22 protein-coding genes are annotated in these 22635 nt (G+C 66.1%); 11 read left to right on the top strand and 11 right to left on the bottom strand.

The genetic code is table 11. From position 1 onward, the window contains the following. Positions 1 to 71: 71 nt before the first annotated feature. Genes AWC07_RS26320 through AWC07_RS26310 form a run of 3 tightly spaced genes read left to right on the top strand, consistent with a single transcriptional unit; the run spans position 72 to position 3728 of the window. Positions 72 to 1694: a class I adenylate-forming enzyme family protein gene (locus AWC07_RS26320; RefSeq protein WP_036413049.1), complete on the top strand. Its 1623-nt coding sequence runs from the start codon at positions 72 to 74 to the stop codon at positions 1692 to 1694. After that, positions 1681 to 2454, top strand: coding sequence for a class II aldolase/adducin family protein (locus tag AWC07_RS26315; RefSeq protein ID WP_051507975.1), 774 nt, complete (start codon positions 1681 to 1683; stop codon positions 2452 to 2454). Before AWC07_RS26320 ends, AWC07_RS26315 begins: the two co-directional genes overlap by 14 nt. A 5-nt stretch (positions 2455 to 2459) precedes the next feature. Continuing rightward, complete coding sequence (locus AWC07_RS26310) at positions 2460 to 3728, top strand: amidohydrolase family protein (protein ID WP_036413041.1); 1269 nt, start codon at positions 2460 to 2462, stop codon at positions 3726 to 3728. A gap of 13 nt (positions 3729 to 3741) precedes the next feature. Here the strand turns inward: AWC07_RS26310 and AWC07_RS26305 are convergent, their stop codons facing one another. Beyond that, positions 3742 to 4158 (bottom strand): CBS domain-containing protein, encoded by a 417-nt coding sequence (locus AWC07_RS26305; RefSeq protein WP_036413040.1) that lies wholly within the window; start codon positions 4156 to 4158, stop codon positions 3742 to 3744. Between the two features lie 103 nt (positions 4159 to 4261). After that, positions 4262 to 5044 carry an SDR family oxidoreductase gene (locus AWC07_RS26300; protein ID WP_036413039.1) on the bottom strand — a complete coding sequence of 261 codons (783 nt, stop codon included), beginning with the start codon at positions 5042 to 5044 and terminating at the stop codon, positions 4262 to 4264. A gap of 105 nt (positions 5045 to 5149) precedes the next feature. Here AWC07_RS26300 and AWC07_RS26295 point away from each other — a divergent pair, with 105 nt between their 5' ends. The 3 genes from AWC07_RS26295 to AWC07_RS29205 are packed head-to-tail and all read left to right on the top strand — an operon-like array spanning position 5150 to position 6609. Continuing rightward, positions 5150 to 5968, top strand: a complete 819-nt coding sequence (locus AWC07_RS26295) for a class I SAM-dependent methyltransferase (RefSeq protein ID WP_036413037.1) — start codon at positions 5150 to 5152, stop codon at positions 5966 to 5968. A 27-nt stretch (positions 5969 to 5995) separates the two neighbouring features. Then, positions 5996 to 6262: an SDR family NAD(P)-dependent oxidoreductase gene (locus AWC07_RS29210; RefSeq protein ID WP_244187713.1), complete on the top strand. Its 267-nt coding sequence runs from the start codon at positions 5996 to 5998 to the stop codon at positions 6260 to 6262. A gap of 59 nt (positions 6263 to 6321) precedes the next feature. Beyond that, complete coding sequence (locus tag AWC07_RS29205; protein WP_244187712.1) at positions 6322 to 6609, top strand: SDR family oxidoreductase; 288 nt, start codon at positions 6322 to 6324, stop codon at positions 6607 to 6609. Positions 6610 to 6650: 41 nt separating this feature from the next. On the opposite strand, the gene AWC07_RS26285 is transcribed toward AWC07_RS29205, so the two are convergent. After that, entirely contained in the window at positions 6651 to 8153 is a 1503-nt protein-coding gene (locus tag AWC07_RS26285) for an HNH endonuclease signature motif containing protein (protein WP_036413035.1), read from the bottom strand. 419 nt (positions 8154 to 8572) lie between these two features. Then, positions 8573 to 8929 (bottom strand): DUF732 domain-containing protein, encoded by a 357-nt coding sequence (locus AWC07_RS26280; protein WP_084293507.1) that lies wholly within the window; start codon positions 8927 to 8929, stop codon positions 8573 to 8575. 997 nt (positions 8930 to 9926) lie between these two features. Between AWC07_RS26280 and AWC07_RS26275 the strand changes: the two genes are divergently transcribed. Continuing rightward, positions 9927 to 10589 carry a hypothetical protein gene (locus tag AWC07_RS26275; RefSeq protein ID WP_036413033.1) on the top strand — a complete coding sequence of 221 codons (663 nt, stop codon included), beginning with the start codon at positions 9927 to 9929 and terminating at the stop codon, positions 10587 to 10589. 44 nt (positions 10590 to 10633) lie between these two features. Here AWC07_RS26275 and AWC07_RS26270 read toward each other — a convergent pair whose 3' ends face one another. Further along, a complete protein-coding gene (locus AWC07_RS26270; protein ID WP_036413045.1) occupies positions 10634 to 11503 on the bottom strand; it encodes an NYN domain-containing protein in 870 nt (289 codons plus the stop codon). A gap of 52 nt (positions 11504 to 11555) precedes the next feature. Here AWC07_RS26270 and AWC07_RS26265 point away from each other — a divergent pair, with 52 nt between their 5' ends. After that, positions 11556 to 12719 carry a thiolase family protein gene (locus AWC07_RS26265; protein WP_036413031.1) on the top strand — a complete coding sequence of 388 codons (1164 nt, stop codon included), beginning with the start codon at positions 11556 to 11558 and terminating at the stop codon, positions 12717 to 12719. Next, on the top strand, positions 12716 to 13135 hold the full coding sequence (locus AWC07_RS26260) for a Zn-ribbon domain-containing OB-fold protein (protein ID WP_036413029.1): 420 nt from the start codon (positions 12716 to 12718) through the stop codon (positions 13133 to 13135). Before AWC07_RS26265 ends, AWC07_RS26260 begins: the two co-directional genes overlap by 4 nt. Here AWC07_RS26260 and fadD1 read toward each other — a convergent pair. Continuing rightward, the gene (gene fadD1 / locus AWC07_RS26255; protein WP_036413027.1) at positions 13132 to 14718 is read right to left on the bottom strand and encodes a fatty-acid--CoA ligase FadD1; all 1587 of its coding nucleotides are present in this window, start codon (positions 14716 to 14718) and stop codon (positions 13132 to 13134) included. The genes AWC07_RS26260 and fadD1 overlap by 4 nt on opposite strands. Before the next feature lie 167 nt (positions 14719 to 14885). Between fadD1 and AWC07_RS26250 the strand changes: the two genes are divergently transcribed. Further along, positions 14886 to 16109 carry an FAD-dependent oxidoreductase gene (locus AWC07_RS26250; RefSeq protein WP_084293508.1) on the top strand — a complete coding sequence of 408 codons (1224 nt, stop codon included), beginning with the start codon at positions 14886 to 14888 and terminating at the stop codon, positions 16107 to 16109. A gap of 418 nt (positions 16110 to 16527) precedes the next feature. On the opposite strand, the gene AWC07_RS26240 is transcribed toward AWC07_RS26250, so the two are convergent. Both AWC07_RS26240 and AWC07_RS26235 read right to left on the bottom strand, forming a co-directional pair. Continuing rightward, positions 16528 to 17709: a glycosyltransferase gene (locus tag AWC07_RS26240; RefSeq protein WP_084293766.1), complete on the bottom strand. Its 1182-nt coding sequence runs from the start codon at positions 17707 to 17709 to the stop codon at positions 16528 to 16530. 112 nt (positions 17710 to 17821) lie between these two features. Next, positions 17822 to 18688: a DUF4344 domain-containing metallopeptidase gene (locus AWC07_RS26235; protein WP_036419586.1), complete on the bottom strand. Its 867-nt coding sequence runs from the start codon at positions 18686 to 18688 to the stop codon at positions 17822 to 17824. 251 nt (positions 18689 to 18939) lie between these two features. Between AWC07_RS26235 and AWC07_RS26230 the strand changes: the two genes are divergently transcribed. Next, positions 18940 to 20046 (top strand): sulfite oxidase, encoded by a 1107-nt coding sequence (locus tag AWC07_RS26230; protein ID WP_085105295.1) that lies wholly within the window; start codon positions 18940 to 18942, stop codon positions 20044 to 20046. Positions 20047 to 20270: 224 nt separating this feature from the next. On the opposite strand, the gene AWC07_RS26225 is transcribed toward AWC07_RS26230, so the two are convergent. The 3 genes from AWC07_RS26225 to AWC07_RS26215 are packed head-to-tail and all read right to left on the bottom strand — an operon-like array spanning position 20271 to position 22576. Then, positions 20271 to 21347, bottom strand: a complete 1077-nt coding sequence (locus AWC07_RS26225) for a hypothetical protein (protein WP_036416792.1) — start codon at positions 21345 to 21347, stop codon at positions 20271 to 20273. A gap of 57 nt (positions 21348 to 21404) precedes the next feature. Next, complete coding sequence (locus tag AWC07_RS26220) at positions 21405 to 21788, bottom strand: DUF5073 family protein (protein ID WP_036416790.1); 384 nt, start codon at positions 21786 to 21788, stop codon at positions 21405 to 21407. Further along, a complete protein-coding gene (locus AWC07_RS26215; protein ID WP_036416788.1) occupies positions 21788 to 22576 on the bottom strand; it encodes a heavy metal-binding domain-containing protein in 789 nt (262 codons plus the stop codon). Before AWC07_RS26215 ends, AWC07_RS26220 begins: the two co-directional genes overlap by 1 nt. Between the last annotated feature and the right edge of the window lie 59 nt (positions 22577 to 22635).

Raw genomic sequence — 22635 nt, 5'->3', positions numbered from 1 at the left:
CGAGGGGATGTGTTGAGGGTAGCGCCGTGGCGGCTTCGGATGACGCCACGCTGCTTTCCTTTCATTTGGTGATGGGTGCCGGTGGGCTCGATGCCGTGGGTTCTGCGGCGTTCAGTGCCGACGAGTCGGCTCGTTACCGTGCGGCCGGTTGGTGGTCGGACACCACGTTGTCTGATGCGGTGCGTCGAAACGCCGAGCTCTTACCCGACCGGGCCGCCTATGTCGACTACCCCGGCGGACCACTGACCTGGCATGAATTTCACTGTGCGGCTATGGCTTTGGCCGAACAACTGGCGAGCGTCGGGGTGGCGCGGGGAGACTGGGTGGCGGTGTGGCACGGCGACTCGGCAGCCATCCACGTGCTGTTCGTCGCGATCGAGCGCTGCGGGGCCGTAGTCGTCGGGCTCGGCGAGCGTGCCGGTCCTCGCGAAGTCGCGCGGATTGTGCGCGATACCCGGCCGAAAATCCTGATCAGCGACCGGCTGCGCAGCCACGCTGCTGCGGGTGTGGCCGCGCAATACCCGGTGCCGTTGCTGGTGCTCGGCCGGCGCGGGGGAGCGCCGGCGCTGAGCGTCGAGACCAAACCCGGGGCGCTGGACATCGACTGCCGGCTCGGGCCCGATGACGTCTTCCTGATCAACTCCACCTCCGGCACCACGGGGCGCCCCAAATGTGTGGTGCATACCCAAAACCGTTGGCACTACTTTCATCTGAAGGCCGTCGCCCATGGGTTGTTGACCGCTGGCGACGTGTTCCTGCCGGTCATCGCGACACCGTTCGGGTTCGGGATCTGGACCAGTCATACGACTCCGATCCATCTTGGCGCCACCGCGGTGATCCTGGACCGGTTCACCACAAGGGCGGCTGCGCAGGCGATAGCCGACCACCGGGTCACGGTGTTGTGTTGTGTGAGTACGCAGTTGACGATGCTGATGGCCGACGCCGGGTGCCGGGATTACGATCTGAGCTCGCTGCGTGTCGTTTTCACCGGCGGTGAGGCGGTGCCGTACCGGCCGGCCGCGGAGTTCGAGGAAATCACCGGGGCCAGGATTTTGCAGTTCTACGGCTCCAACGAGACCGGGCTGCTCAGCGGGACCACGTTGGATGATGAGCGGCAACGCCGGCTGCGGACCGCTGGACGGGTGCTGCCGGAGATGTCGGTCCGGCTTTTCGACGGGGATCGCGACGTCACCGCGACGGGTCGCGGCCAGCCTGCCTGCCGGGGACCGGCGACCAGCCTCGGCTATCTGGACGGCACCGACCACGACAAGCTGTTCACCAGCGACGGGTGGATGCGCATGGGTGACCTCTGCGAGATCGACGCCGAGGGGTACCTGACGGTCACCGGCCGGATCTCCGAGTTCATTGTGCGCGGCGGCAAGAACATCAGTGCGGCGCAGGTCGAAGACGCCGTGCTGACTCATCCGGCGATCGCGGTGGCCGCAGCGGTCGCGATGCCCGATCCGGTGTTCGGCGAAAAGGTCTGCCTCTATGCCGAACTCGTCGGCTCGCGCACCCTGGAGCTGGCCGACCTGGTGAATCATCTGCTGGGCTTGGGCTTTTCCAAGGAGCTACTGCCCGAGCGACTGATCGCGGTCGACGAGCTGCCCCGTTCCTCGGGTGGCAAGGTTGCCAAAAGCGCTCTCCGCGAAGACATTCGCGCCAGGATGGAGGTCGATGATGAACACTGCTGAGCCACGCCCGGGCGGTCTGGAGGTGTGGGTGCCGGCCGTGATGCCCCCGATCGGCGTCGAACTGTCCGACGAGCAGGCGCTGGCCGTGGCCTTCCGCCACCTCGCCGCGATCGGGTTTGCCGAGAACATGGCCGGACACATCACCTGGCAACCCGACGGGCACACCGACATGCTGGTCAATCCGTGGGGATTGTGGTGGCAGGAGCTCACCGCGTCGGATATCTGCGTGGTGGACGCCGAGGCGCGAGTGGTCCGTGGCCGGTGGGATGTCACCCCGGCTATCCACATCCATACCGAACTGCACCGCGTACGCGACGACGCACGGGTGGTCATTCACAACCACCCCTACTACGTGTGCGTACTCGCTGCGCTGGGCAGGCTGCCCGACCTGGTGCATCAGACCGGCTCGCTGTTCCTCGACGACCTGTGCCTGGTTGACACCTACGATGGTGAAGTCGACAGCCCTTCCCGCGCAGCCGATCTCGCGGCGCACATCGGAGACGCCAACCTGACGATCCTGGCCAACCACGGCGTCATCGCAACCGGCCGCACGCTCGCCGAAGCCGTCTACCGCGCGGCGTCGATCGAACGGGTATGCAAGCTGGCCTACGACGTCATGCTCACCGGCAAGGAACCCGCGCAGATGAAATGGGCGGACATGGCGGGTATGCAACGCTCGCTTATCGAACGCGCCGCCGACGTGTACTGGGCCGGCGCCGCGCGGACGACCATCAAGGCCGACCCAGAAGTTCTCCGGTGACGAGCATGAAATCGATTGATGAGCTGGCCGCGGACCTGAACTTCACGACCGCCAAGACCGGCGCGGACCGGTCGGTGACGTTTCTGCCCGACCCGCCGCGGGCACAACGCCACTACACGGTGATCTCGGTCGACGACCACATCGTCGAGCCGCCGGACACCTTCACCGGACGTCTGCCCCGCAGGTTCGCCGACCGGGCGCCGCGCGTGGTGGACACCGCCGACGGCGGCCAGACCTGGGTTTACGACGGTCAGGTGTTGCCCAACGTCGGGTTCAACGCCGTGGTGGGGCGGCCGGTGGCCGAGTACGGTTTCGAGCCGGTGCGCTTTGACGAGATGCGCAGGGGCGCATGGGATATCCACGAGCGCATCAAAGACATGGACCTCAACGGCGTCTACGCCTCGCTGAACTTCCCGTCGTTTCTGCCCGGCTTCGCCGGCCAGCGGCTGCAGCAGGTGACCAAGGATCGCGACCTGGCGCTGGCGTCGGTGCGGGCGTGGAACGACTGGCACCTCGAGGTGTGGGCGGGGTCGTATCCGGACCGGATCATCGCCTGCCAGTTGCCCTGGCTGCTGGATCCCGAACTCGGCGCGACGATGATCCGTGAGAACGCCGAGCGTGGCTTTCACGCGGTCACATTCACCGAGAACCCGGCGATGCTGGGGTTGCCGAGCATCCACTCGGGCCACTGGGATCCGATGATGGCCGCGTGCGCCGAAACCGGCACCGTGGTGAATCTGCACATCGGCTCGTCGGGTTCGTCGCCGTCCACTACCGCTGACGCACCGCCGGATGTCGCTGGTGTGCTGTTTTTCGCCTATGCCATTTCGGCTGCGGTCGACTGGCTGTACTCGGGTCTGCCCAGCAGGTTCCCCGATCTCAAGATCTGTTTGTCGGAGGGCGGAATCGGCTGGGTCGCCGGGTTGCTGGATCGCCTCGACCATATGCTGAGCTACCACCAGATGTATGGCACCTGGCAGGCTCTGGGTGAAAGCCTTACTCCGGCAGAGGTTTTCACCCGCAACTTCTGGTTCTGCGCGGTGGAGGACAAGTCGTCGTTCGTCCAGTACGACCGCATCGGCGCCGACAACATCATGCTGGAAGCCGACTATCCCCATTGCGATTCGACGTGGCCGCACACCCAACAAACGATTCACGAACAGATCGGCGGGCTGCCCAAGCCGGTGATCCGCAAGGTCACCTGGGAGAACGCCGCGCGGTTATACCGTCACCCGGTGCCCGCCGACGTCCAGCGCAGCCCTGACGCATTCTGACCGCTACTCGGGGTCAGCCCATGTCGAGATCGGCTTCGGCGCAGTAGACGCCGAGCAGGTCGCGAGCCGAAACGATCCCGGCCGGCGTGCCGTCCTGCTCCACTAGAACGTGACGGATGTAGCGCTGCATCATCCAGTTGGCCACCTGGTCGACGGTCGCCTCGGCGTCGCACCACACCAGCTTGGTGCTGGCGATGTCGAGGGCCCGTACCGTATTCGGGTCTTTCCCGGCGGCCACGACCCGGACGATGTCGCGTTCGCTGACCAGCGCGGCGGGCCGTTCGTCGTCGCCGATGACAATTGCCCCGACGTTGTCGGCGACCATCGCGTTGGCGACGTCGGCCACTGTGGCGTCGGCGACCACACGCGCCACCGGGTCTCCGGTAACGGTGGAAATCGGAAGTGATCCGGCAGAAGGAAGGGTAGTCACGCCACCATCTCACCCGGCGCTGCCCGCTCGTTCTAGTGACTTGAGTCCTCAAATCAGGTGGCCTTGGTACCGATGCAGCGACCAAGACGGCTCGGCTGCCGGGTTAGGTGACCCAATCAGGCTGCTGGGCAACGTCGACGGCGGAGAAGTCCTTGTGTCCCAGGCCCGCCACGGTGCCGCCGTCGACGACGAATTCCGAGCCGGTGGAATAGCTCGACTCGTCACTGGCCAGGTAGACGACGAGGTTGGACACCTCCTGCGGTTCGGCGGCGCGGCCGAGCGCGGTCTGGAACAGGTCCTCGGGCACCCACTGCGTCATCGGTGTCTTGACGAGTCCGGGATGAATGGAGTTCACCCGGATTCCGTTGACTCCGAGTTCGACCGCCGTTGACTTGGTCAGCCCTCGCACCCCGAACTTGGTCGCGGTATAGCCGTGGGAGGCCATGGTGCCGGCCAGCCCTTCGATGGAGGAGACGTTGATGATGGACCCCCGGCCGGCGGCTTTCATGGGCTTGGCGACCGCGCGGATGCCCAGGAACACGCCGGTGAGGTTGACGTCGAGAATCCGCCGCCATTCCGACAGCGCGTAGTCCTCGATGGTTCCGATGTTGAGGATGCCGGCGTTGTTCACCAGAATGTCGAGCCCGCCGAACCTGTTCAGGGCCGCCTCGACCGCTGCCTCCCACTGATCGGGATCGGTGACGTCGAGGTGGACGTAGTAGGCCGCGTCTCCGATGTCGGCGGCCACGGCGTTGCCCTCCTCGTCGAGGATGTCGCCGAAGACAACTTTGGCGCCCTCGGCCACCAGCGCCCGCACGTGTGAGGCACCCATTCCCCGGGCGCCCCCGCTGACAAGGGCGACTTTGCCGGTCAGTCGGTTTGGCATTCCTCGATACTTCCACGATCAGGTCCGCGAAGACCACGGCCCTCAGCGGTGGCAGCCCGCTTCGGTACGCTCGCTGGGCCGGTGAGATCCGGAGATTGGTGGGCAATGGTGGCACCAGCCAAAGTCGACTTCAGTTCGGTCGGTTGGGGTTCTGTGGAATGGACGAACCTGGTGACCCTGTATTTGCGTGCGTATGAAAGTCGTTCCCGTAAACCCATTCTGGGCGATCGGGCGGCCGCCGAAGCGGTGGATCGGATCGACTACGACTTCAAGCGGATACATCGCAACTCGCTGCCCGCCACCAATCAGTATCTGGTGGTGCTGCGCGCCAAGCAGCTCGACGACTGGTGCGCTGATTTCCTTCGACGGCACCCCGATGCGGTTGTACTGCACCTCGGTTGCGGGCTGGACAGCCGCGCATATCGTCTTGCGGTCCCCGCGTCGGCGCTGTGGTTCGATCTCGACCAGCCGAGCGTCATCGAGTTGCGCCGCCGGTTGTACGACGAAATGGACAATTACCGCATGATCGGCATGTCGGTGACCGATCCCGGCTGGCTGCAGCAGATTCCGATCGGACGTCCCACGCTGGTCGCCGCCGAAGGGCTGCTGATGTACCTTGCCGAAGGCGACGTCCGGGAGCTGCTCGCGCGCCTGACCGACCGATTCGAGCACGGCGAAATGCTTTTCGACACCATCTCGCCGATGGGTCCCCGGCTGTCGAAGATATTCACCAAAGGCATCGTCAAGTGGGGCATCGGCGATGTCCGCGACATTGAACAGTGGAACCCGAGGCTGCGTTTCCGCGAACAGACCTCCGCACTGGCCAATTATCAGAAAATCGAGGCGACCCCGGTGCGGTTGATGTACCGGCTGCTGCATGCGACCTTCGGCGACTATGACGTGCTGAACCGCTTCGAATACTGAGCCGCCGGATCGACTAGCGTCGAGCGAATGGACCTGACCGGCAAGACTGTCCTGCTCACCGGCGCCACCGGCGGCCTCGGACGAGCGATCGCCGCGGCACTCGCCGACCGCGGCGCGCGACTGATCCTGAGCTCCCGCAAACCGGCGGAGCTGGATAAGCTTGCGGCTTCGCTGAGCGGACTCGACCATCGGACGGTCGTCAGCGACCTGTCTGATTCCGGCGCCGCAGTTGCCTTGCTCGCCGAAGCGGGGGAGATTGACGTCCTGGTCGCCAATGCCGCGCTGCCGGCCTAACGAAGTTCGGCATCCGGGGCTTCGCGCTATGCCTGCGCGACGACCTGCGGCCCGCCGGGGTGGGTGTCTCGGTGGTCAGCCCGGGGGCAATCGGCGGCGCCGGGATGTTCGCCGATTCGGGCGCCGCCGTGCCGCCGCTGATCGGCGCCGGCACCCCCGAGCAGGTCGGTGCAGCGGTAGTCACCGCCATCGAGCGAAATCGCGCCGAGGTCACCGTGGCCCCGCTGCGTCAGCGGGCGCTGGTCCGATTCGCGGCGAACGCTCCCGAGATGTGGGCCCGGCTGGCCGGGGGGATCGTCGCCAAGGCGGCAGACGAGATCGCGGCCGGTCAGACCGACAAGCGGTAACGGCGCGGCAGCGACCTCGCTTACGTCGACCCCGTTCTGTATCAGAACGGGGGTGGTTCGTCGTCGATGCCGGGTGGGGCGGGTCCGGTTTGATTGGTGTGTTCGGTTGGTGGGGTGGTGCGGGCGTGGTGGTTGTCGCGGCGTTCGGCGGCCACACGGTAGGCGTGGTCTTGGGCGCGGGTGCGGCGGCGTTTGGGCATCATCGCGGTGCGCTCGGCGCAGGGGTCTGGTGGTGCGGTTTCGGGTGTGGGCAGATCGGCGGTGGGTGCGTACAGGCTGGGGAACAGCAGTGCACTGCCGGGGGTGGTGACGTAGGTGTGCCCGGTCGGGGAGGTCAGGATCAGGGTGCCGTCGGGCAGTTGTTGGTCCTTCCAGCCCCAGAAGGTTTTGATCAAGTGGTGAGTTCTGCAGTAGCACTTGAGGTTTGACGCATGGGTGGGCCCGCCCCGGGCATAGGGAATCGAATGGTCGAGGTCGCAATCGAAGGCCGGGCGATCACAGTTGGGCCAGCGACACGTCAAATCGCGGCACCGCACGAAATCGGCCAACGTCTTCGATGGCACATAGCGTGGCTCTGGTGGGGCATCGCCGGGGTGGGTCAGCGGTATCAGTTTGGCCGACGCGGCAAACTCGGCCACCAGTTCGGGGCCGATGAGCCCGTCGGCGCAGACTTGGGATGCCGGCGTCTGGGCGCGCCCGTCGATGCTGGCCTGCTCGGCGATCACATGGATTATCACCGGGGAGGCGGCCGGCCGTTTTCCGGCCGCGCACTCGGTGCGCCCGCAACCACACCCCAGCCGATCGGCCCCGGCGGCCAAGGCCCCCAACGCATCGGCGCGGCGCTGGGCACGGGTGCGCGGATCATGGGCACATACCGTGGCCGCCAGCGCGGTTAACCGCTTGTCCAGCGCATGGGCATCGGGGGTGAACAGGGTGCCCTCGACCTGGGAGATACCGCCGATGCCTTCGTCGATGCGGATCTGGCGCTCGATCTGCTGTTCTTTGCGGCGCCGCACCGCATCGGCGTCGGCGTTGGCCACGATCTTGTCGACCTGGGCGCCCAGCCGGCCCCGGCTGAGCGAGGGGCAGCGCGGCACCAGCGCCGCCAACTGGGCATCCACGGCGGCCAGCGCCTGGCGATCCTCGATCAGCTCGGTGCGATAGGCCATCGTTTGAAACGCCCGAAAGTCGATGTCACCGGCCTTAAACACCTCGCCGACCTGCGGCAGCCGCTCACGCATAACCCGGGCATAGCGCAGCCGGCTGGCCGCTAACCCCTGGCTGATCCGCAACGCCGCCCCGACTTCGGCAGCCACCGCCTCCATGGTGTCGATGGCCCAGTCCTCGGTCTCCGAACACCGGGAGAGCCGGTAGGCAAACAGTTCCCCGATCGCGCTCAGTTGGGCGGCAGCGGCCCGATTCTCTGCCCGCCCCGCCGCACATATCCGATCCACCAACTTCGCCGACTCGAGCGTCTTGGACGGATGACGGCGCTCAAACCACTCATCCATCTCAGCGACCTCACCGCCGCGGGCCTCGAACATACATTCGATTATGCCACAGCCGGCGGACAACACCGGGTGTTCACCATCAGGCTGTGGATAACCCGCAAGGCTCTCGACCTCCCGCCAGGTCAGTCGAGCAGCCCGTGGATCGGCGGTGCCGCCCCGAGCCGAAGGCGTTGCCGTCGTCGATGACGCTGGCGAAAGTTTCGGTTTGCGATGTTGAGCGCGACGGCCTCCGTGAGCTTCGCCCCAAACCGTCGGCGGCGGGCGCCACCATGAGTTGGCACGGTTGTTCGGCGCGGCGATTGCGCTGAGGCATTGGATCAGATTGGTGCGGTTCATGATTCACGACGCCGGCTGTCCAATTCGGTGACCGTGCTACGAGAGGCGCTGCACACCAGCCATTTTGACAAGGCCTGGGCGGAAAACGCGCAGCCCTGGACATCGCTATCGAGACACTACGGGAGCTCGCCCTGGTGAGATGGGCAGTAGACCACCACTGATGCGGTGCTGAACCTGACCGCGGTTCTATTAACGCGATCAGGAACTCGCCGTAAGGACGGATCGTCCCCATAAATCATGTCGGTATTCTCGTCCACTGTGGTCTGGAACGACGTGCCGTGATCGAGTTCGCTACAAATTTGATGGGCTCGGGCTATTAGTACCGGTACGTTGTCGACGGCGGGGATTTCCAATTCATCGAGCAGCGCCAGAAACCGCTGGTCCTGGTTTGGGTCTGCTTCTGCCGTGCCACCACAGACAATTGCTGCGATCACCACCGCCGAGGCGCTAACCAGAGCGCCTGCTGTGGACACGGCGGGATTCCATTCCGTTGCGGGTCACCGGATGGACGTCGGATCCATCGACACCAGCGCACCCGGGCGATACAGAATAAGGTGATTGGCGACGTACACGACGGCTATACAATCGCATGACCAAATCAAAACATAACGGTACGGCGTCGTCTATGACGACGGGATCTACTGACTGACGACGGCCATGCACAAGCTGGCAACCACCCGCTGAGTATGCGGTAATCACTGCCCTAATAGGCACCGCCTCGAGCGTCGTCGGTGCCGCACCGGTGCCGGTGACGATATGGCTCCGATCGGCGCGCGGTCATCCTGCGGTGTATGAGCCGATTCAACGGGCCACTGCTGGCGCGCAAAACGCGGATTCCTCGGAAAATGGCCTCTGGACGCTGCCGCCGACGTCGAAGATGATCACCACGCCGGCGACGGGGCGGGAATGAGCGGTCGATGGCATCGTCGCGGCAGCCCGACGCGAGCGGGACCGGCCGGGCACTAACGCCCGAGGCGCGGTCGGCACGGCACTGATCAAGACAGTCCCCCTGGGGGAGCTTCCACCCGCGCCGCCGCCGCCGAGTATCCCGGCACCGACGATAAAGCCGCTTATGCCACGGAGCGCGGCACCGCCAGCTGCACCAAAACGCCGGCTGCCCCCTCCACGACAACAGGTAAAACCGCCGTCTCAGCAGCCGGCGCCTCCACCACCACAGCTGGAACGTCCACCACAGGTGGCACCACCGCAACCGGGCGTACCCTCAGCCCCCACCACAACAGCAGCCGACACCTCCTTCCCGGCCGCCACGGCGGGGGCATTGGGTGCTTGCCAAAGCGCAAGCGCTGCGACAACGGATGATCCTGGCGCGGTGCAAGATTCACGGCTCCGGCAATAACCATTCGGTGTCACTCACGTCGACGCACATCGACGCTAAGCTCGACGCCGTATCTCCCGGGTCCAGTGTGTCCAGCAGGCGCCCCCGACGCCCAATGATGGCATCCTTGCCTGGTGGGACTGCTGTTTCGGCTGCTCGAGTTGTTGGTGCTGGCCGCTCCGGTGACCGGTGTGATCTATGCCGGCATCCGGGCGCTCTCGTCCCTGAAAAGGCAACGGGAGGCGTCAAGCGATCCCGCAGAACCTGCGGTGGCCGACTCTGGTGAAACCGGCAATCAAGCATCGCGTTGGCGAGCAATACGTCGCGCGATCGATGCGCACGACCACACCGATGCCCGTTGGCTTCAGTACGAGCTCGACGCCGCCAAGCTCCTCGACTTCCCGGCCATGACCGACATGCGAGATCCACTGACGACCGCCTTTCACAAAGCCAAACTGGCGGCCGACTTCCACCGGCCGGTCCGTGCGGAAGATCTCCTCGACGACCGCGAGGGCGCGCGACAGTACCTCGACGCTGTCGAAAGTTATGTGACCGCGTTCAACGCCGCGGAGGCAGAGGCCATTCGCAAAGGCAGAAGCGACTTCTCCCGGGAGGAACGGCAGCGGCTGGCGCGTGCTCAGAGCCTGTTACGGGTGGCGGCCGACACTTCCGCGACGCAGCAGGAGCGGCAGCGGGCATATGGTTTGGCGCGTACCGAGCTCGACGGCCTCGTTGTATTGCCGGGCAGCACCCGGGCCAGCCTCGAGCGCGGAATAGCCGGCGAAATCGACGGGTAACCACGGTCTGAATCCGCTGCCTGCGCGGAGCTACTGCTCGGCGATCAACCTGCGTCGCTGTGCAGGCGCACCATTCGCGTGGTGCTGCTCTCGTCAAGATCCACCACGTCGCTACGGGAGCGCAGAAAGTCGCTGAAGGACTTGAAGCCCAGCGATTTCTCGCTGAACGAGGGGTCCATCCGCTTCATCTGGGCCTTGACCATCGAGTTGTGCTGCCAGTCCGCGTCGTCCTTCTCCTGGCCGATCCGCAGCGCGCGTTCGAGCAGCCTGGTGGCGGCGGCCTGCGGGTCGGGTGGAGTCGGCTCCCCGTCCGGCTCCGCGGTGCCGGCATGCCGTCCTCGTTTCTTGGGCTGCGCCGCCACGACCGTGGTGGATATCCCGGGCAGCGTGTCGTAGGTGACGAACTCGTCGCAGGCTGCGGCCAGCGACTGGCTGCTGGCACCGGCCACGCCGATGCCGACGACATACCGGCCCAGCCGCTTGCAGCGTTGCGCGAGTGCGATGTAGTCGGAATCGCCGCCGACGATCACCACATGGGTCAAGTCGGGCAGCCGGAACATATCCTCGACGGCATCCACGGCCAGACGGATGTCGGCTCCGTTCTTGCCGTACGCGGCCGCCGGGAACAGTTGTACGAGATCGACCGCGCGTCCGACCAGCTGGCCGTGGTAGCGGGCGTTCACCTCGGCCGACCAATCCGCGTACGCGCGGGTGAGCACCAGGGTGCCGAACGACGAGGCGAAGTCCATGATTGCGCCCAGGTCGACAGTCGCCGCCCGCAGCCGCTCCGGGTCCAGACCCTTGGCCTTGTCCTTTTGGAAGCTGCCGCGTCCGTGCACTTGGTCGTAGCGCGAGATCACGATGTTGTCGAAGTCGAAGTAGACGGCCACTCGGGTCGCGCTGGAATCGGTCATGATCGTCATCGTGCCGTGTGCCAGAGCCACATGGCAGCAGAACGGAGTGACAGTGAGCGCGACCAGGCGCAGCACCGCAGCCGTCGTCGGCGTACACAACACCCGCCAGGGGCGCCGCCTCGACGGTGAAACCTCTCGCAGCCTGGCGGTCAAGGCCATTCGGGGCGCCCTCGATGACGCCGGCCTCGACCTCGAAGACGTGGACGGGATCAGTGCCGGCGCGCTGTCCACCACACTGATCTATGACCTGCGCATCGGCCCGGCCTGGCAGGGACTGACCGCCGGGATCGGCATGATCACCGAGGCCGTCACCGCGATCGAGCATGGCATGGCCGACGTGGTGGTCCTCGTCGCCGCCCAGGCCGGCGAGTATCGCGACCATGCGGCCACGGCGCCGTGGACCCGGCCGGAGAACGAGTTCGTGGCGCCGTGGGGAATGTTCACCGCCGCCGAGTTCGCTCTCATCGCTCGTCGTCACATGCACGTCTATGGCACGACGCGCGAACAGCTGTCCATCGTGGCCGCCACCATCCGCAACAACGGCTCGCGGAACCCGGAGGCGGTTTACTACCAACGCGGACCGTTCACCCCTGACGACATCACCGCATCACGGCCCATAGCCGAGCCCTTTCACCTGCTCGACTGCGCCACCACCTCCGAGGGAGGCTGTGCCCTGGTAGTGGCGAACCTGGACAAGCTGCAGGTCGCCAGACGGCCGATCTACGTGTTGGGCAGTGGCGCAGACTATTACGGCCCGTCGTATCAGCACCCGCCCGCATGGGACCTCGCGGGGCGGCGCGGTGGTCCGGTCAATGGCCTGGTGGGCAGCCGTGCGGCCGATCGTGCGTTCACGCATGCCGGGCTGCGTCGTGACGAGGTGGACGTGCTGGAACTCTACGATCCGTTCTCGTTCGAGATCATCCGTCAGCTGGAAGCGTTCGGCTTCTGCGGCCAGGGCGAAGGCGGACCATTCGTGGCCGACGGTCACATCGCCATCGGCGGCAGCCACCCGGTCACCACCGACGGCGGAACCATGTCCTTCAGTCATGCCGGAAAGAATCCGCAAATGATGCAGCGCGCGATCCGAGCGGTTCAGCAGTTGCGCGGTGAGGCGGGCGCGCTTCAGGTTCCGAACGCGCGTATCGCGTTGTGCAGCAACGGGGGAGCGGGCGCCCTGTTCACCACGGTGCTGATCCTCGGAGCCGAGCCGCGATGAGTTCGGAGGATCTGTTGCAGCCGCAGACCGGGCCGGTGCCGCACCCGAGCAGTCCGCTCAGCGCTCCTTTTTGGGACGGATGCCGGGCAGGCGAGCTGCGCTATCAACGCTGTCAGGCGTGCGGCACCGCCAATTTCCCGCCGGCCGAGCACTGCCGGCAGTGTCTGTCCGGGAATCTCACCTGGACGCCCAGTGCCGGGATCGGCGAAATATACAGCTGGACAGTGGTTTACCGGCCGGTGACACCCGAGTTCGAGCCACCGTACGCGCCGGCGATCGTCACGCTGGACGAGGGCTACCAGATGCTGACCAACATCATCGGCATAGCACCGGCGGATCTAGTGGTCGGCATGCGAGTGCGGGTGCGATTCCATGAAGTGGGCACCGACCTGGCGCTCCCGTACTTCGGACTTTAGCCGCCGGCGGCGATCCGGTAGGCGGTGCCCCGCGGCTCGCGCACCCACAGCGTCTCGCCCGCGCCGACGCTCGTTCCCTCGGCGATCAACTGGCGCTTGAGCACCTTGTGGGTGACGGTGCTGGGCAGTTCGGCGGCGATGCGGACATAGCGTGGGCGGGCCTTGGGGGACAGGTCGGGCTGCGCGTCGAGGAACGCTTCGAACGAGTCGGGGTCGAAGGCGCGGCCCCGATGCGGCACGACCGCGGCCATCACCTGGTCACCGACATGCTCGTCCGGCACCGCATAGACCGCCACCCGGTTGATAGCGTTGTGGCGCAAAAGGATTCGTTCGATAGGCGCGGTCGTCAAATTCTCGCCGTCGACCCTCATCCAGTCGCTGGTGCGGCCGGCCAGATAGATCCAGCCCTGCGCGTCGCGGTAGGCGAGGTCGCCGGACCAATACATGCCGTGGCGCATGCGTTCGGCGTTGGCGTCGGGATCGTTGTAATAGCCGCTGAAAAACCCCGACCCCGTCGTGTTGACCAATTCGCCCACCGCCTCGTCGGCGTTGAGCAGGGCACCGTGGTCGTCGAAGCGGGCGACGGAACACTCGGTGACGGTGTCGCTGTGGTACACGGCGACTCCGGGGGCACCTTTACCGATCGAGCCGGGCGGAGTCCCGGGTTCGCGGATCACGATGACCGCGTTTTCGGTCGAGCCGAAGCCGTCTTCGACCTGCACCGCGAAGCGCCGCGCGAACTCCTCGATGTCCTTCTCGTTGGCCTCGTTGCCGAACGCCACCCGCAGCGGATTGTCGGCGTCGTCCTCGCGCTCCGGAGTGGCCAGGATGTAGGCCAGCGGCTTGCCGACATAGTTCATGTACGTGGCGTGGTAGCGGCGGACGTCGGCCAGGAAATTGCTGGCCGAGAACTTCGCCGGCGCAATGGCCGCGCCGGACACCACCGCCGGCGCCCATCCGGCGACCACCGCATTGGAGTGAAACAGCGGCATGGACACATAGCAGGTGTCCTGATCGGTCAGGGCGAAGCGCTCGGAGAGGCTGCGCCCGGCGAACACCGGCATCAGCTGGGACACCTGCACCGCCTTGGGGCTTCCGCTGGTGCCGGAGGTGAAGATCATCATGAACGGGTCCGTCATGCCGACCTTGCGGTGCGGGACCAACGGACCGGCGGCAGCGATCATTTCGGCCCACTGCGGTGTCGTGGTGTCGAGAATCCGGGTGTCGGCCAAGTCCAAACCGTGCAGCAGGTCGCGGTGTTCGGCATCGGTCACCACGATCTGACAATCCGCTTTTCTGATGTCGGCGGCCAGCGCCGCGCCCCGGCGGGTGGTGTTCAGGCCGCACAGCACGTAGCCGCCCAGTCCGGCCGCCGCCATCTGCGCCAGCATCTCGGGTGTGTTGCCCAGCAGAACGCCGATGTGCATCGGTCGGTCCGGATCGGCGGCGGCGATCAAGGCCGCGGCGCGCGCCGCTGACTCCGCCAGATACTGGCGCCAAGTCCATTGCAGATCATGGTATTTCACCGCGACCGACGAATCGGACAGGCGCTGTTGCAGGAGGGTTTGGATGGTGTCAGTCATGGTGTGTGGTCCGTCTGCCGGCCGGGACGCCCCGTGCGGGCCCGCGGCGATGCGGCACCGCCCACCACCGCGTCGGCGGCGGGCACACCGCTGGCGCGGGCCGAGACTGGCGCCGCGGTGCTCTGTTGAGCGCGAGTAAGCCGCCTGCGCACCTTATGCTTGCGCTGATGTCTGAGACAACCACGTGCGCGATTATCGGCGGCGGCCCAGCCGGCATGGTCCTCGGGCTGCTCCTGGCCCGGGCTGGTGTGGAGGTCACCCTGCTGGAGAAGCACGGTGACTTCCTACGGGATTTCCGCGGTGACACTGTGCATCCGACGACCCTGCGGCTGCTTGATGAGCTGGGACTGTGGGAGCGTTTCGCGGCGCTGCCCTTCAGCGAGGTCCGCAAGGCAACCTTCGACACAGGCGGGCGTTCGGTGACCTACGTCGACTTCGAGCGGCTGCGCCTGCCCCATCCGTATATCGCGATGGTGCCGCAGTGGGATCTGCTGAACCTGCTCGCGGAGGCGGCCCAGGCCGAGCCGAGCTTCACGCTGCGCATGAAGACCGAAGCCACCGGGCTGCTGCGAGACGGCGATCGGGTGTTCGGAGTGCGCTACCAAGGACCCGACGGCCCCGGTGAGCTGAGGGCGGAGCTGACCGTGGCGTGCGACGGTCGCTGGTCGATGGCTCGTCAGGAGGCCGGGCTGAGAGCACACGACTACCCGGTCAAGTTCGACGTGTGGTGGTTCAAGCTGCCGTACGAGGACACCACGGAGTTCTCGTTGCTGCCCCGATTCGGACCAGGCAAAGCCCTGGTGGTGATTCCCCGCCAGGGGTACTTCCAGATCGCCTACCTGGGGCCCAAGGGAACTGACGCCGCGTTGCGGGCGCGCGGCATCGAGGCATTCCGCAGCGACGTCGCGGCGCTGGTTCCCGAGGCGGCCGAGTCGGCGGCGGCGCTGACGTCCATGGACGACGTCAAACATCTCGACGTGAAGGTGAATCGGCTGCGGCGCTGGCACACCGATGGCTTGCTGTGCATCGGTGACGCCGCGCACGCGATGTCACCGCTGGGCGGCGTCGGGATCAACCTGGCCGTGCAGGATGCCGTCGCGGCGGCGACCATATTGGCCGAGCCCCTGCTGCGACACCGGATCACCGATCGCGACCTGGCCGCCGTGCGGCGCCGCCGCCTCCTTCCCACCGTGGTGACCCAAACCGTGCAACGGGTATTGCACCGGACGCTGGTCGGCCCACTGCTTGGCGGCAAGGACCCTACCCCGCCGGCGGCGTTACTCGCGGTGGTGGACAAATTGCCGTGGCTCTCGATGCTGCCCGCCTACTTTGTCGGCGTTGGGGTCCGGCCCGAGCATGCCCCCGCATTCGCCCGCCGCGGACCCGGTTAACTCCAGCGGCTGACCCTGGGACGCGGGCCGAAGCCCCGTGGATCATCGAAGCGCCCGCGGCAGGGATTACGTTTGACAGCGCCGTCTCGGGGATACTTACTGGATAGACGTCACCGTAGTCGCTGGCGTAGTGCCCAGGGCGACTGAAGGGCGACTGAAGGAGGGCGACACGATGATCGCGAAAAAGTTGGCAGCGAAAGCCGTAATCGCCGCAGCGTTGGGAGCATCCGCGCTCGGAATCGGGGGTGCGGTTACCCAGGCTGACCCAGGTCAGCCGTGGGTTCCGCCGGTACCGCATATCGGCGACGGGCATATCGGGAACCCCCTGCCACCGGGGCAGGTTCAGCAAGTTTGCCCCTGGCGGGCGCCGCCCGGTCACTGGGTCGGAGGCCCGCACGGGTTACCGTGCACCTGACCCTCATGCGGTGAATCGGAAACCCGCGTCCGTCAACCGGACCGGCTCGTCCATAGGACGGGAAACGCCGCGTTGAACGTCGCCGCCACTTAGTGCAATCAACATGCCGGCCGCGGCTTGTTGCCAGGTGAAGGCCTCGGCGCGGCGCCTTGCGCAGGCACGACGATTGTGCTCGGGACGGCTGACGACGCTGCGGACCGCCGTCGCGATGGCGACCGGGTTGTTGTCGGCCGATGCACCGCTGTCTGTGGTGATGATCTCGGCCAGCGCCGACGTGCGCGATGCCACCACCGGCGTCCCGCAGGCCAGTGATTCCAGCGCGGCCAGCCCGAAGGTCTCGTGCGGTCCGGGTGCCAGGGTCACGTCGGCGCAGGCCAGCATGGTGGCGACGGCGCGCCGATCGGAGATGAACCCGGTGAACTCGACGGGTAGACCCGCGGCCTGACGTTGCAGTCTGGCGCGCATCGGACCGTCGCCGACGACGACCAGGCGGGCGTCGGCACCGGCGTCACACAATGCGGCGACCGCATCGATGCTGCGATCGGCACGCTTTTCGACCGAGAGCCGGCCGCAGTGGACCAGCAGGATCTGTGTCGGTGCGGCAAAGCGTTGTCGCACCAGGGAACTGCGCCGCCGCGGGTGGAAGGTCTGCAGATCGACACCCAGTGGGACGGTGGCGATATTCGTCGCGCCGATGCGGTCGAATTCGCTACGCGCGAATCCGGTGGTGCACACCACGGTGTCGTAGTCGGCGGCGGTTCGCCGGTTCGCCGCGTCTGCGAACGCCTTTGCCGTGCGTCGCGGAAGCAGCTGGCCGGCAAAGCGATCGAGGCGTTCGTGAGAGATCATGACCGTTGTCACGCCGTGGTCGCGCCCCCAGCGGCCCAGTGATCGCAGGGTGAGCCGGTCGGAGACCTCCAGGGCGTCGGGCCGCAGCGTTTCCAGCAGCGCTCGCACGGGCCCGGGCAGCACCGCGCGGTAGCCTCCGGTGAATGGAATCAGCTTGGCCGGCAGGGTGATTCGCACGACACCGGTACGCAACCGAGTATGCGTGGCCTGGGCACCGGGAACGATCAGAAATACCTGGTGGCCGCGTGCGCAGTATTCCGATCCCAACCGGTCGACGGCAGTCCGGAGCCCGCCGGAACGAGGTCCGTAGAAGTTGGCGACCTGAACGACACGCATACCGTGAGAAAAACGGTCGCTCGTGTGCGGTCCATGAGGTCCACTCGACCGATGCCTGAACGGTCCATGAACTCCTGCTCGGGACGGCTGCCGAGCTGGCGGCTAGGCCGGCTCAGCTGGGCTTCTTGAGGTGGGGCCCCAGCATCTGCTGCCATGCTTTGGACATGTTCTGGAACTCCTCCTCGCAATTGCCGGCCCGGTCCTCCGGGAGGTCGCCGGAGGCGACCATGTTCGCGTTGGCCGTCGGGTCGGACCCGTAGATCCAGCACTCCCAGTTGTACATGCGGGTGATGTCCATGGAGTGCCCGTCCCAGAACGGAAGATCGTTCGCGTCGCCAGCCTCCTTGGCACTCAACTTCCAGTCCTGGGCGGTGTTGGTCGCCATCCGGACACCGTTGGGATAGGGCTTACCGTCGGCGCCGGGAGCCAGCAGCATGAACGCCGAGAGCTGGTCGGCCACATCCTCTTCGCGTCCGGTGAACGCGAGTTGGTAGATGGCCAGGGTGGCGTGACCAAGTTCGTGATAGAACCCGGAGGTCGTCGCATCGGTCGCGGCGACCACCGGATCCGGGTTTCCGCTGGCGGCGAACCGGTGCTCGCTTTGCTGGATGTCCTCGTAGCACAGGGTTATCTCGTTGGTATTGGGGTCCCAATAATCGTTGGGCTCACCACATTGTTTGCCCAGAACCGCCACGTCGTGGGGCAGATTCAGGGTGTCGTTGACCTGCTGAGCCAGCGCCTCCAGCAGTTTCGCGTCCGTCATGAGCTGGCGACCTTGTTGTGCCTCCGGTGTTTCGGCGTCTTCGTAGCGGGGGTTCATCCGTCCCGAGGATGCGGGCTCGATAGTGGCGGCGGTGTTTGAGCTCGATTGGTTTCCCGACGGCGAATTTTCGGTGGCCTGGCGGCTGGTGGAGCCGCCACACCCGGCAGTCACGAGGAGCACGCTAAGTGTCGCCAGCGCGGTCGTCGTTTTATTCATCGCGTTGAACCCTTTCCCTCGGCGCAGCCCGTCCCACGATGCGGTGACCTCGCATCCGGCATTTCGCTGAACCGCGTGAGACCTGTGAGAACGGTACGACACCCGAGCCATCCCGATGCGGATTTGCGATCCTGAGCCAGCCGGACCGATGACCGTCTAGCGCCGGCCGAGCTGTTCGGCGACCGCACGCTCGAGCCGGCAATGTCACCGGCCGCTAGACCAGTCTCGGGTGATGGCGGACCATCTCTACTATGGCCGCCGACGCCACCGCGACATGGGGCAAGCGAGACGACATGATCGTGCATGCGGAGCTGCCCTACAACGCTGAGCCGCCGGTCGCGGCGCTGGCCGGCAGCGACATCACCCCGATCGATGCGTTCTATGCCCGCAATCACGGCCCTATTCCCGGTATCGCGCCCACTAATTGGAGCCTGACGGTCAGCGGGTGCGTGGACAAGCCGCTGACGCTGACCTACGACCGGCTGATCAACGATTTCCAGCGCCACAGCGTGGTGGCGACGTTGGCTTGTGCGGGTAATCGGCGCGCCGAGTTGCTGCGCGTGCGAGCGATCCCGGGTAAGGAGCCCTGGCAACACGGCGCGATCTCGACAGCACAGTGGTATGGCGCGCGCCTGGCCGACATTCTCGGCGCGGCCGGGACCCACGTCGAAGACGGGCTGCATGTTGCCTTCGACGCTCCCGATGTGGCTCCGGAGGCCCGGCCCGCCCAGACTTACGGCGGTTCCATCCCGTTGCGCAAGGCGATGTCGCAGGAAGTGCTGGTGGCATGGCAGATGAACTCCAGACCGTTGCCACCTGCCCACGGCGGCCCGGTCCGGGTGGTGGTGCCGGGGTACATCGGCGCCCGCAGCGTCAAGTGGGTCAATGCGATCACCGTGCAGCCCGGCCCGTCGGAGAACTACTTCCAGGCGTATGACTACCGGATCCTGCCCCCCGGCGCCGACCTCGCCACTGCTGCTGCGGGAGAAGGCATTCCGCTCTCGACGCTCGCGCTCAACTGCGACATTCTGCACCCCGTCGACGGTGACGTCGTCGCCGCCGGCGCTCTGACAATCCGCGGCTACGGCATCGCCGGCGACGGTCACCGCGTCGCGCGCATCGACATATCGCTCGACCACGGGCACACCTGGCTGCAAGCCGAGCTGCACCCGGCGCCCGGCACATGGTCATGGCGGTCGTGGTCATCGACTGTCGACGTCGAGCCCGGCCGGCTGCACATCACCGCCCGCGCGTGGGACGACACCGGAACGCTGCAGCCGCAATCGCCGGCGTCCCTGTGGAATCCGGGCGGCTACGGCAACAACGCCTGGGCCAGGGCCACCTGCACGGTGCGCTAACTCGGCACCGGCGCGGTGACGTGACCCTCGGCAGCTCCGCCGGCGAGCCCCTTCTTGATGGCCGCGTCTTGTTTGCGCCCGACGTCGGTGACGAAGTCCGACGGTGCTTGACGTGGCCGTCGCCGACATCGGATGGCCGCCACAACCGGCCAGCGCCAGCACGCCCAGCGCGGTCGCCGTCTCGGCCGCTGCCGAAACGATGCTCATTCCAAGGCTCCTTCGGCTCAGGGTTCTGACAACAGCAACATGACCCGCCCGCCGGCAGCCGGCGCGGGAAAGGCGTTTTCGTTGAATCCGTAGTACTTGCGCTGGGTCGCGGTCACGGCGTCGATCACCTTGCCAGTGGCACTGAGTTCGCCGTGGTGAACATGGGCCATCATGCCCTTGAAATCCGGCACCGCCATCGAGTCGGCGAGCAGCAGCGCCTCACCGCCGCTCGGCAGCGTCACCAGGATCCCCGCTCCCGCGTAGTTGTTGCCGCCGCGGCCGGTCCCTTGCGGCGCCCAGTAGACGGGCTGGGACGCCACTTTGCCTGTTACGCGGCGGTATTGGCCCGGATATTGGGTGTCGGCAACGGTGACGACGGGCAAGGCGGCGATGGTGCGCTGTTCCTTCAGCCACATGGCACCGAGCGGGATGCACACGATCGCATACATCAGCACCACCAGAACCAGCACGGGTTTCCAGGCGATTTCCCAGCCCAGGCGACGTTGCGAGATCGGCAGGCCGCGCAGTTGCTCGTCGAGCCGGCGGCGGCCGATGCGGAATACGTACCAGGACAACAGGCGCGCCACCGCCATGCAGGCGAGGATGATCAGCCCGACGATCCCGCACACCCGGAAGTAGAAGGTGCTGTCGCCCTGGTTGATGGTCGCCGCGACCATCACGGCGGGTATCGGTGCGGTCAGCAGCAGCAGCAGTGCATAAGACGGGTGGCTGGTCAGGTAGGGATAGATCACCGTCCAGTTTCGGTTTCCGCCATAGACGGTGAACGCTCCGATGTCGGCGTGCACCGTCGGGGTCCAGGAGCCCTGGGCGATGCGCGGCTTCACCAGGGAACGCACGAACAAGAACCCGAAAACGAGCGCGACGACGAGCGCTCCCCAGAATGTCGCGTCGAGCCGCTCGCCGGTGCCGGGCACGCCGAAGGCGCCATGGATGTCGATGACTTTGCCGATGAAGAAGGCCAGCGGCATGACGAAGAACAATTCCTGCAGCCAGACCTGGATCAACTGCGGAATGCGGGAGCCGATTCGGTCGAAGGCCAGCACGCGTTGCCAAAGGAACCGCAAGACGCCCATGACGGGGCACCCTATCGACTCCGGGATACGGCGGCGCGGATGGCCCGCGGAGACGGCTCAGTACCGATAGCCGGTACTGGTGGCCAGAATCTCCACCGCCGCGCTGATGTTCGGGATGACCGTGGGCCCGTAGCGGCTGACGACCTGCCCGAGCGCGCGGGCGACGTGCGGACCGACGGCGCCGGCGGTCAGGATGTCCTCGGCGATGACGATGCCGTTGACCAGGTGTGCGGCGACCAGCCGGCCGTCGTGGGCAACTTCATAACGCCAATCACCGATCTGGATTCGCTCCGGGTTCGACCGGAACAGGCCGCGTCGTGCGGGTGTGTGAATCACTCCCGGAAGGTTGGCGAAAACGTTGACCACCAAGGCGATTCCGCCGGGGCCCGCGAGCGCGGCCCCGATGGTCCGGCTCACCTGCTCGGCGTCGAAATGGGTCATCAGCTATCCATGGGCAAGACGAACGACGGCGTGATGGTTTCCCCGCTGCCGGTGCGGCGTACCGCGGTTCCGGCCGCGTAGTACTCCACCGTGTGCAGGCCCCACGCATAGTTGGAGATGGCGAAATGCACGCCCACCACGCCAATGGCGCCGTCGCGCTCCGCCTCGCTCTGCATGCGCGACATCGCCAGTTCCCGCGCCTGATAGTTGCCCTGTGTCCACTGCGGCATCTCCATATTGCGGCCGATCTGTTTCAGCGTCTGCATGAACCCCTGCACGGCGATGTGGAACACGCAATTGCCCATCACGAAGGCCACCGGCGCGTACCCCGATCGCAGCAGCGTCACCATGTCCTGCCCGGACAGGTGGCTGGAGAACGCTTGTCCGTTGGGACGCCGAAATGACCCGGGCTTGGCGGTGTAGCGCACCGCCGTGCCGACCGTCATGAACTCCAGATGCTCGCCGCCTTCACCGTGATGACGCCAGTTGAGCCGGACCCCGACAATCCCGTCCGCCTTGAGCGCATCGGCTTCGGCCTGCATGCGCGCCATCGCATTCCAGCGCGCCCGATAGGTCGCCTCGGTCAGCACGCCCAATTCCTGTTGCTGCCGCATGCCGCTGAACTGGAAGCCGACGTGGTAGACCGAGACACCCATGACCAGTTCGATGGGTTCGAACCCGGCCCCGTGCAACAGCGCGAACTCGTTGATCGATAAGTCGGACGTGAATGACTTCTCGGCGTGCGACAAACGATCGCTGGCCACCGGATCGAGCGAACCTGGTTGCATGTGCAGGCGTTCCCTTCTGTGGTTTGCGTCAGCGTACGACGAGTCCAGCGCCAGCGTCG

Source organism: Mycobacterium gastri, assembly GCF_002102175.1.
GTDB lineage: Bacteria > Actinomycetota > Actinomycetes > Mycobacteriales > Mycobacteriaceae > Mycobacterium > Mycobacterium gastri.
Note: the sequence above shows the minus strand (reverse complement) of the source record. Positions and strands in the feature narration are given on the sequence as shown.

What these genes read in the sequence shown, in the direction of transcription:
- AWC07_RS29210 (WP_244187713.1), top strand. Translation starts at nt 5,996, where the DNA reads ATGGACCTGACCGGCAAGACTGTCCTGCTCACCGGCGCCACCGGCGGC.
- AWC07_RS26300 (WP_036413039.1), bottom strand. Translation starts at nt 5,044, where the DNA reads ATGCCAAACCGACTGACCGGCAAAGTCGCCCTTGTCAGCGGGGGCGCC.
- AWC07_RS26240 (WP_084293766.1), bottom strand. Translation starts at nt 17,709, where the DNA reads ATGCGTGTCGTTCAGGTCGCCAACTTCTACGGACCTCGTTCCGGCGGG.
- AWC07_RS26295 (WP_036413037.1), top strand. Translation starts at nt 5,150, where the DNA reads ATGGTGGCACCAGCCAAAGTCGACTTCAGTTCGGTCGGTTGGGGTTCT.
- AWC07_RS26250 (WP_084293508.1), top strand. Translation starts at nt 14,886, where the DNA reads ATGTCTGAGACAACCACGTGCGCGATTATCGGCGGCGGCCCAGCCGGC.
- AWC07_RS26260 (WP_036413029.1), top strand. Translation starts at nt 12,716, where the DNA reads ATGAGTTCGGAGGATCTGTTGCAGCCGCAGACCGGGCCGGTGCCGCAC.
- fadD1 (WP_036413027.1), bottom strand. Translation starts at nt 14,718, where the DNA reads ATGACTGACACCATCCAAACCCTCCTGCAACAGCGCCTGTCCGATTCG.
- AWC07_RS26225 (WP_036416792.1), bottom strand. Translation starts at nt 21,347, where the DNA reads ATGGGCGTCTTGCGGTTCCTTTGGCAACGCGTGCTGGCCTTCGACCGA.
- AWC07_RS26270 (WP_036413045.1), bottom strand. Translation starts at nt 11,503, where the DNA reads ATGACCGATTCCAGCGCGACCCGAGTGGCCGTCTACTTCGACTTCGAC.
- AWC07_RS26320 (WP_036413049.1), top strand. Translation starts at nt 72, where the DNA reads ATGGGTGCCGGTGGGCTCGATGCCGTGGGTTCTGCGGCGTTCAGTGCC.
- AWC07_RS26220 (WP_036416790.1), bottom strand. Translation starts at nt 21,788, where the DNA reads ATGACCCATTTCGACGCCGAGCAGGTGAGCCGGACCATCGGGGCCGCG.
- AWC07_RS26310 (WP_036413041.1), top strand. Translation starts at nt 2,460, where the DNA reads ATGAAATCGATTGATGAGCTGGCCGCGGACCTGAACTTCACGACCGCC.
- AWC07_RS26285 (WP_036413035.1), bottom strand. Translation starts at nt 8,153, where the DNA reads ATGTTCGAGGCCCGCGGCGGTGAGGTCGCTGAGATGGATGAGTGGTTT.
- AWC07_RS26230 (WP_085105295.1), top strand. Translation starts at nt 18,940, where the DNA reads ATGGCCGCCGACGCCACCGCGACATGGGGCAAGCGAGACGACATGATC.
- AWC07_RS26215 (WP_036416788.1), bottom strand. Translation starts at nt 22,576, where the DNA reads ATGCAACCAGGTTCGCTCGATCCGGTGGCCAGCGATCGTTTGTCGCAC.
- AWC07_RS26315 (WP_051507975.1), top strand. Translation starts at nt 1,681, where the DNA reads ATGAACACTGCTGAGCCACGCCCGGGCGGTCTGGAGGTGTGGGTGCCG.
- AWC07_RS26235 (WP_036419586.1), bottom strand. Translation starts at nt 18,688, where the DNA reads ATGAATAAAACGACGACCGCGCTGGCGACACTTAGCGTGCTCCTCGTG.